Source organism: Methylomagnum sp., assembly GCF_054333355.1.
Window position 1 is genome coordinate 1 of the sequence record NZ_JBTEKS010000270.1, and the last position, 5906, is coordinate 5906.

Here is a 5906-nt window from a genome sequence, read left to right on the forward strand (position 1 = left end):
TCGTTCGAGCCGACCATCGACTACGTGGTGACGAAAGTCCCGCGCTTCACCTTCGAGAAATTCCCCCAGGCCGACGACCGCCTCACCACCCAGATGAAATCGGTGGGCGAAGCCATGGCGATTGGCCGGACCTTCCAAGAATCGCTGCAAAAGGCGCTGCGGAGTCTCGAAATCGGCGTGGATGGCTTGGTGGAAAAGCTGGACGTGGCCGAAGAGGACATGGCCGGGACACTGATTCGCGAACTGCGCCATCCCGGCCCAGCCCGGATTTTCTACGTGGCTGACGCCTTCCGGCAGGGTTGGAGCATCGAAGAGGTCTTTGAACACAGCAGCATCGACCCGTGGTTCCTCGCCCAAATCGAAGACTTGGTGGCAACGGAACAGGCGCTCAAGTCGCGCATCCTCGCCAGCCTGTCGGCGGATGATCTGTTCTGCCTGAAACGCCAGGGCTTCTCCGACTCGCGGCTGGCCCGCATCCTGGAAAGCTCCGAAGCCGAAGTCCGCGCTGCCCGCCGTCGCTTGGGGGTTCGGCCCGTGTACAAGCGCATCGACTCCTGCGCGGCGGAATTCGCCACCTCCACGGCTTACCTCTATTCCACCTACGAGGAGGAATGCGAAGCCGCGCCCACCGACCGCCAGAAAGTCATCGTGCTGGGCGGCGGTCCCAACCGCATCGGCCAGGGCATCGAGTTCGACTATTGCTGCGTCCACGCGGCGATGGCGCTGCGGGAAGATGGCTACGAAACCATCATGATCAACTGCAACCCGGAGACGGTCTCCACCGACTTCGACACCTCCGACCGGCTGTATTTCGAGCCGCTGACCTTGGAGGACGTGCTGGAAATCATCCATCTGGAACAGCCGATGGGCGTCATCGTGCAGTACGGCGGGCAGACCCCGCTGAAACTGGCGCGGGCGCTGGAAGCGGCCAATGCGCCCATCATCGGCACGTCGCCCGATTCCATCGACTTGGCGGAAGATCGCGAGCGCTTCCAAAAATTGGTGGACCGCTTGGGGCTGAAACAGCCGCCCAACCGCACCGCCCGTTCCCAGGACGAGGCCGTGCGTTGCGCCAACGAAATCGGCTATCCGCTGGTGGTGCGGCCTTCCTACGTGCTGGGCGGGCGGGCGATGGAGATTGTCTTCAATGACGAGGACTTGCGGCGCTACATGCGCGAAGCCGTCAGCGTGTCCAATGAATCGCCGGTGCTGCTGGACCGCTTCCTGGACGACGCCATCGAAATGGACGTGGACGCGGTGTGCGACGGCCAGCGGGTGGTAATCGGCGGCTTGATGCAGCACATCGAGCAAGCGGGCGTGCATTCCGGCGACTCGGCCTGTTCCATTCCGCCTTACGACCTCAGCCCGGAAATTCAGGCGCAGGTCCGCGAGCAGGTGGAAAAACTGGCGAGAGCCTTGGGCGTGGTCGGCTTGATGAACATCCAGTTCGCCATCCAGGGCAGCGATGTCTACATCCTCGAAGTCAACCCGCGTGCCTCCCGCACCGCGCCGTTTGTGTCCAAGGCGACGGGCCGTCCGCTGGCGAAAGTCGCCGCCCGCTGCATGGTCGGCAAGACCTTGGAAGAGCAGGGCATTACCGAAGAACTCATCCCCGAGTATTTCTCGGTGAAAGAAGCGGTGTTCCCGTTCATCAAGTTCCCCGGCGTCGATCCACTTTTAGGGCCGGAAATGAAATCCACCGGCGAAGTGATGGGCGTGGGCGTGACCTTCGGCGAGGCGTATGCCAAGGCTCAACGCGCCGCCAGCGTGAAATTGCCCCGCAGCGGCAACGTGCTGATTAGCGTCCGCGAGACCGACCGGCAGAAGATGATTCCCATCGCCCGCGATTTGTTGGCGCATGGCTTCCAACTGGTGGCGACCCGTGGCACGGCCAAGGTCTTGCAGGACGCGGGCGTGCCCTGCGCCATCGTCAACAAGGTGTACGAGGGCCGACCGCATATCGTGGACATGATTAAAAACGGCGAGCTGCAATTCATCGTCAATACCACGGAAGGCAAGAAGTCCATCGCCGACTCCTTCACCATCCGCCGTCAGGCTTTGCAGCAGCAGGTTACGTACACGACCACGGTTTCCGGGGCACGGGCGACCTGTTACGCTTTGAAGGAACTGGATGCGGGGGATGTGAATTGTTTGCAGGATTTGCATCGGAGTTTGATTGGGGCTTAAATCCCGCCATTCATTACCCTCGTGAGCTACTCAAAGAATATCTCCCCGGTTGGATGGTATCTCGCTTCATACCTAATCCGGTTTATTGAGCTAGCCGACGAGGGTAATGACGATCCAGAAAATCGGTTTATCACTTGGGAAAATACCATACTCGTTAAGGCCGAGAATCTGGATGAGGCGTTTGATAAAACGGTTCAATTTGCGATGGAATGCACTGAACCGTACAAAGGCGGTCCCAATGCCATCGACGTTCAATGGGTTTTTGAAGGCGTGACCGAATTACTGCCTATTTACGAAGAGCTTGCGGATGGGTCGGAAATAATGTGGGCAGATCATAACCCCAGAAAACTTAAGAACATCCGCAAGCTAGTCAGGCAAAAAGGCGAGTTTTACCAGTAGAAAGGTAGTCTTCGCCATATCAAAATTTGTGGGCTAAAAATAGTCCCGTATCAACTAACACTCGCAGTTAAAACAACGGATTCGTAAGGAAGTCGAAATCATGCAAAAAGTACCCCTGACCCTGCGCGGTGCCGAGAAACTCCGCGAAGAACTCACCCACCTGAAAACCGTCATGCGCCCGAAAATCACCCAGGCCATCGCCGAAGCGCGTGCCCACGGGGATTTGAAGGAAAACGCCGAATACCACGCCGCCCGTGAGCAGCAGAGTTTCGCGGAAGGCCGGATTAAGGAAATCGAGGCTAAGCTGTCGAATTGCCAGATTATCGACGTGACCACGTTGAATGCCCACGGCAAAGTGGTATTCGGGGCGACGGTGGATTTGGCCGACGCGGATACCGGCGACGAGGTGACTTATCAGATTGTCGGCGAGGACGAGGCGGATATTAAGCAGGGGAAGATTTCGGTGACTTCGCCGATTGCCCGTGCCCTGATTGGCAAGAAGGAAGGCGATGTGGCGGTGGTGCAGGCACCGGGCGGGACGCGGGAATATGATATTTGTGCGGTGAAGTATATTTGAGGCTTCAAATATAGCCTTACCCTGATTTCACGGCCATGCAAGATAATCGCCATGAATCTGGTTTTGTCGCGGGCACCCCGGTTTGGACTGACCGGGGTTTGGTGCCTATTGAACAAATAAAAATCGGGGATTCGGTATTATCGAGATCGGAGGAAGGACGCGGTGAGCGGGAGTTCAAGCGTGTGCGAAGAACCCTTATCCACGATAACTTACCTATTACTTTAGTAAATTACGTAATCACTTGGCCGAACAATGACCCACAAAATAAGTGGGATGAATATCATTACAGGGATGACTATCTCTTCGTAAGTGATCATCTTCAGTTTTGGGTTAGGGATGATTTCGATACAGACGAGGGATGCTGGAAATCCACTGGTTGGCTGGTTTACGGAGAACCTTTGAGTTTGATGACCGATAAAATAGCTTATGTTGGTCAAGATATGCATTTATGTGCGACTGACATAGCCAGTATCGGCTGGATTTCTTATCACGATCAAGAATTTCCTGACTTTTGTGTTGATTTCGGTTCAAAGGGTAAGGCGAAGTGGCCTCTTAATACTAAGAGGCGCAAGCCTACAAATAGACAGGTAACGCGCTGCGTATATAACCTTGAAGTCGAAGATTTCCATACCTTTTATGTCAGTGATGAAGGTGTCTGGGTTCACGATGCAAGCCCGCCGGTTTCCCAAGCGGGCGCGTGAAAGCCAAGGCTTATTTCTTATCGGGATTCTTCCGATAAATCGCCACAATATGCCCAATCGCCTGAATTAATTCCGCCCCGGTATTTTCCAATATTTCCTCAATCATTGATTTCCTATCGTCCCGGTCGGCTGCATTCACCCGGACTTTAATCAATTCATGGTGGTCGAGAGCCAGATTGATTTCATTCAATACCGCCGGGGTAATACCATGCTGGCCGGTAATGACCACAGGATTCAGGGCATGGGCCTTGGCTTTCAGGAATTTCTTCAGTTCCGATTTCACGCAATATCCTCAATAACAGTTATTCATTAATTTTCCCACCCTTATGGCCCGAAGCCGAAGCAGCGGACGCTGGTTGTCCGAACATTTCTCCGACGAATACGTAAAACAGGCCCAAGCCCAAGGCTACAGGTCGCGGGCGGTCTTCAAGTTGAAGGAGTTGGACGAGCGCGAGCGCCTGTTCAAACCCGGCATGGTGGCGCTCGATCTGGGGGCCGCGCCCGGCGGATGGTCGCAATACGCCGCCGAGCGGATCGGAAAAAGCGGCAAGATTATAGCCCTCGACCTCCTGCCCGTGGAAGAAATCCCCGGCGTGACCTTCATCCTGGGTGATTTTCGGGAGGAGGACATCCTCGCCCAACTCGTGGCCGAATTGGCGGGCCGTCCGGTGGATGTGGTGCTGTCCGATATGGCCCCGAACATGAGCGGCAACCGCGTGGTGGACCAAGCGCGGGGAATGCACCTCGCCGAATTGGCGCTGGAAACGGTCCGGGAAGTGTTGAAGCCGGGTGGGGCGTTCGTGACCAAAATTTTCCAGGGGCCGGATGTGGATGCGTATGTGAAGGAGGTTCGCTGCCTGTTTGGTAGTGTGGCGGTGCGGAAGCCTAAGGCTTCGCGGGATCGGAGCCCCGAGGTTTATTTGGTGGGAAGGTCAAGGAAAAAGTAGGCAGTAGTCGCATACTGCTGTATCTAGCATCGCTTGAACCAGCTTCGGAGATTCAAACCATGGCAAGCGTAAGCGTGAACCAACTGGATGACGCCGCCTACCTGCGGTTGCGGGCGCGGGCGGCGGCGCATGGCGTGTCGGTGGAGGAAGAAGCCCGAATTATCATTGAGGCAGCCGTTACTACCTCCCCGCCAGAACGGCTGGGCGACCTCGCCTTGAGCCTGTTCGGCCCAACCCACGGCGTGGACCTGGAATTGCCCCGGCGCGGCCCGCACGAACCTATGGGTTTCCCGGAATGATTCTGCTGGACACAAATATCGTCTCGGAAGTCATGAAACCCATCCCGTCCCCCGTCGTGCTGGCGTGGCTGAACCAGCAGCCGCTCAGCACACTCTTCGTTTCTGCGGTGACGATAGGCGAAATCGAATATGGACTGAGGATTCTGCCTATCGGTAAGCGGCGTTCGACGCTTCAAGAGCGGTTCGAGCGTTTTCTGCAAGGGGGATTCACCCGGCGCATCCTCGGATTTGATGAAGCGGCAGCCCGGAGCTATGGCGAACTAATGAGCCATCGCAAAGCGTTGGGTCGCCCCATGAGCATTCCCGACGGACAAATCGCTGGGATTGCCCGGTCCAACGGATGCACCCTTGCCACCCGCAACATTGCCGATTTCGAAGCCTGCGGGATTCATCTCATCAATCCTTTTGAGATATAGACCGGGGCACGGAATACAGGCCCGTTTGTCCCTCAATGCCGCTCCCGACTCAACGGCACCGCGCCCGGTTTCACCAACGGCGGCGGTAAATTGTCGCCCAGGTCCAACTCCAATTCCCCCGTTTCACTTCCCAAACGTGGCCACGCATTCAGCACCGCCTTGACCAGCGTCGCCAACGGAATGGCGAAGAACACCCCCCAGAAACCCCACATCCCGCCGAAGAACAGAATGGCGACGATAATCGCCACCGGGTGCAGATTCACCACCTCCGAGAACAGCAGCGGAATCAACACCACCGCGTCCACCGCCTGGATGATGGAATAGGCCAGGATCAGATACCAGAAATCGTCATTGATGCCCCACTGGAAGAAGGCCACGAT

9 protein-coding genes are annotated in these 5906 nt (G+C 56.6%); 7 read left to right on the forward strand and 2 right to left on the reverse strand.

Annotation, left to right across the window (positions count from 1 at the left end; translation table 11 throughout):
• The 4 genes from carB to ACXWUF_RS16750 all read left to right on the forward strand — a co-directional run.
• Nucleotides 1–2187 (forward strand): carbamoyl-phosphate synthase large subunit (carB, locus tag ACXWUF_RS16735; RefSeq protein ID WP_458495781.1); only part of this gene is annotated, 2187 nt, incomplete at its 5' end.
• Nucleotides 2188–2208: 21 nt separating this feature from the next.
• Nucleotides 2209–2586, forward strand: a complete 378-nt coding sequence (locus ACXWUF_RS16740; RefSeq protein ID WP_458495782.1) for a DUF4288 domain-containing protein — start codon at nt 2209–2211, stop codon at nt 2584–2586.
• A gap of 100 nt (nt 2587–2686) precedes the next feature.
• Nucleotides 2687–3163 carry a transcription elongation factor GreA gene (gene greA, locus ACXWUF_RS16745; protein WP_458495783.1) on the forward strand — a complete coding sequence of 159 codons (477 nt, stop codon included), beginning with the start codon at nt 2687–2689 and terminating at the stop codon, nt 3161–3163.
• Nucleotides 3164–3198: 35 nt separating this feature from the next.
• A complete protein-coding gene (locus ACXWUF_RS16750) occupies nt 3199–3864 on the forward strand; it encodes a hypothetical protein (protein ID WP_458495784.1) in 666 nt (221 codons plus the stop codon).
• Between the two features lie 10 nt (nt 3865–3874).
• Here ACXWUF_RS16750 and yhbY read toward each other — a convergent pair whose 3' ends face one another.
• Nucleotides 3875–4147, reverse strand: coding sequence for a ribosome assembly RNA-binding protein YhbY (yhbY, locus tag ACXWUF_RS16755; protein WP_458495785.1), 273 nt, complete (start codon nt 4145–4147; stop codon nt 3875–3877).
• A 43-nt stretch (nt 4148–4190) separates the two neighbouring features.
• Between yhbY and rlmE the strand changes: the two genes are divergently transcribed.
• From rlmE to ACXWUF_RS16770, 3 genes are read left to right on the forward strand one after another with little or no spacing between them, the layout of a single operon-like run.
• Complete coding sequence (rlmE, locus tag ACXWUF_RS16760) at nt 4191–4811, forward strand: 23S rRNA (uridine(2552)-2'-O)-methyltransferase RlmE (RefSeq protein ID WP_458495786.1); 621 nt, start codon at nt 4191–4193, stop codon at nt 4809–4811.
• Nucleotides 4812–4870: 59 nt separating this feature from the next.
• On the forward strand, nt 4871–5110 hold the full coding sequence (locus ACXWUF_RS16765) for a FitA-like ribbon-helix-helix domain-containing protein (protein ID WP_458495787.1): 240 nt from the start codon (nt 4871–4873) through the stop codon (nt 5108–5110).
• The gene (locus tag ACXWUF_RS16770; protein WP_458495788.1) at nt 5107–5526 is read left to right on the forward strand and encodes a PIN domain-containing protein; all 420 of its coding nucleotides are present in this window, start codon (nt 5107–5109) and stop codon (nt 5524–5526) included. Before ACXWUF_RS16765 ends, ACXWUF_RS16770 begins: the two co-directional genes overlap by 4 nt.
• 32 nt (nt 5527–5558) lie before the next feature.
• Here ACXWUF_RS16770 and ACXWUF_RS16775 read toward each other — a convergent pair.
• A partial coding sequence (locus tag ACXWUF_RS16775) for an AI-2E family transporter (RefSeq protein WP_458495789.1) occupies nt 5559–5906 on the reverse strand: 348 nt, incomplete at its 5' end.

Coding starts and splice junctions, on each gene's coding strand:
- ACXWUF_RS16750 (WP_458495784.1), top strand. CDS start 3,199: ATGCAAGATAATCGCCATGAATCTGGTTTTGTCGCGGGCACCCCGGTT.
- ACXWUF_RS16765 (WP_458495787.1), top strand. CDS start 4,871: ATGGCAAGCGTAAGCGTGAACCAACTGGATGACGCCGCCTACCTGCGG.
- ACXWUF_RS16770 (WP_458495788.1), top strand. CDS start 5,107: ATGATTCTGCTGGACACAAATATCGTCTCGGAAGTCATGAAACCCATC.
- greA (WP_458495783.1), top strand. CDS start 2,687: ATGCAAAAAGTACCCCTGACCCTGCGCGGTGCCGAGAAACTCCGCGAA.
- rlmE (WP_458495786.1), top strand. CDS start 4,191: ATGGCCCGAAGCCGAAGCAGCGGACGCTGGTTGTCCGAACATTTCTCC.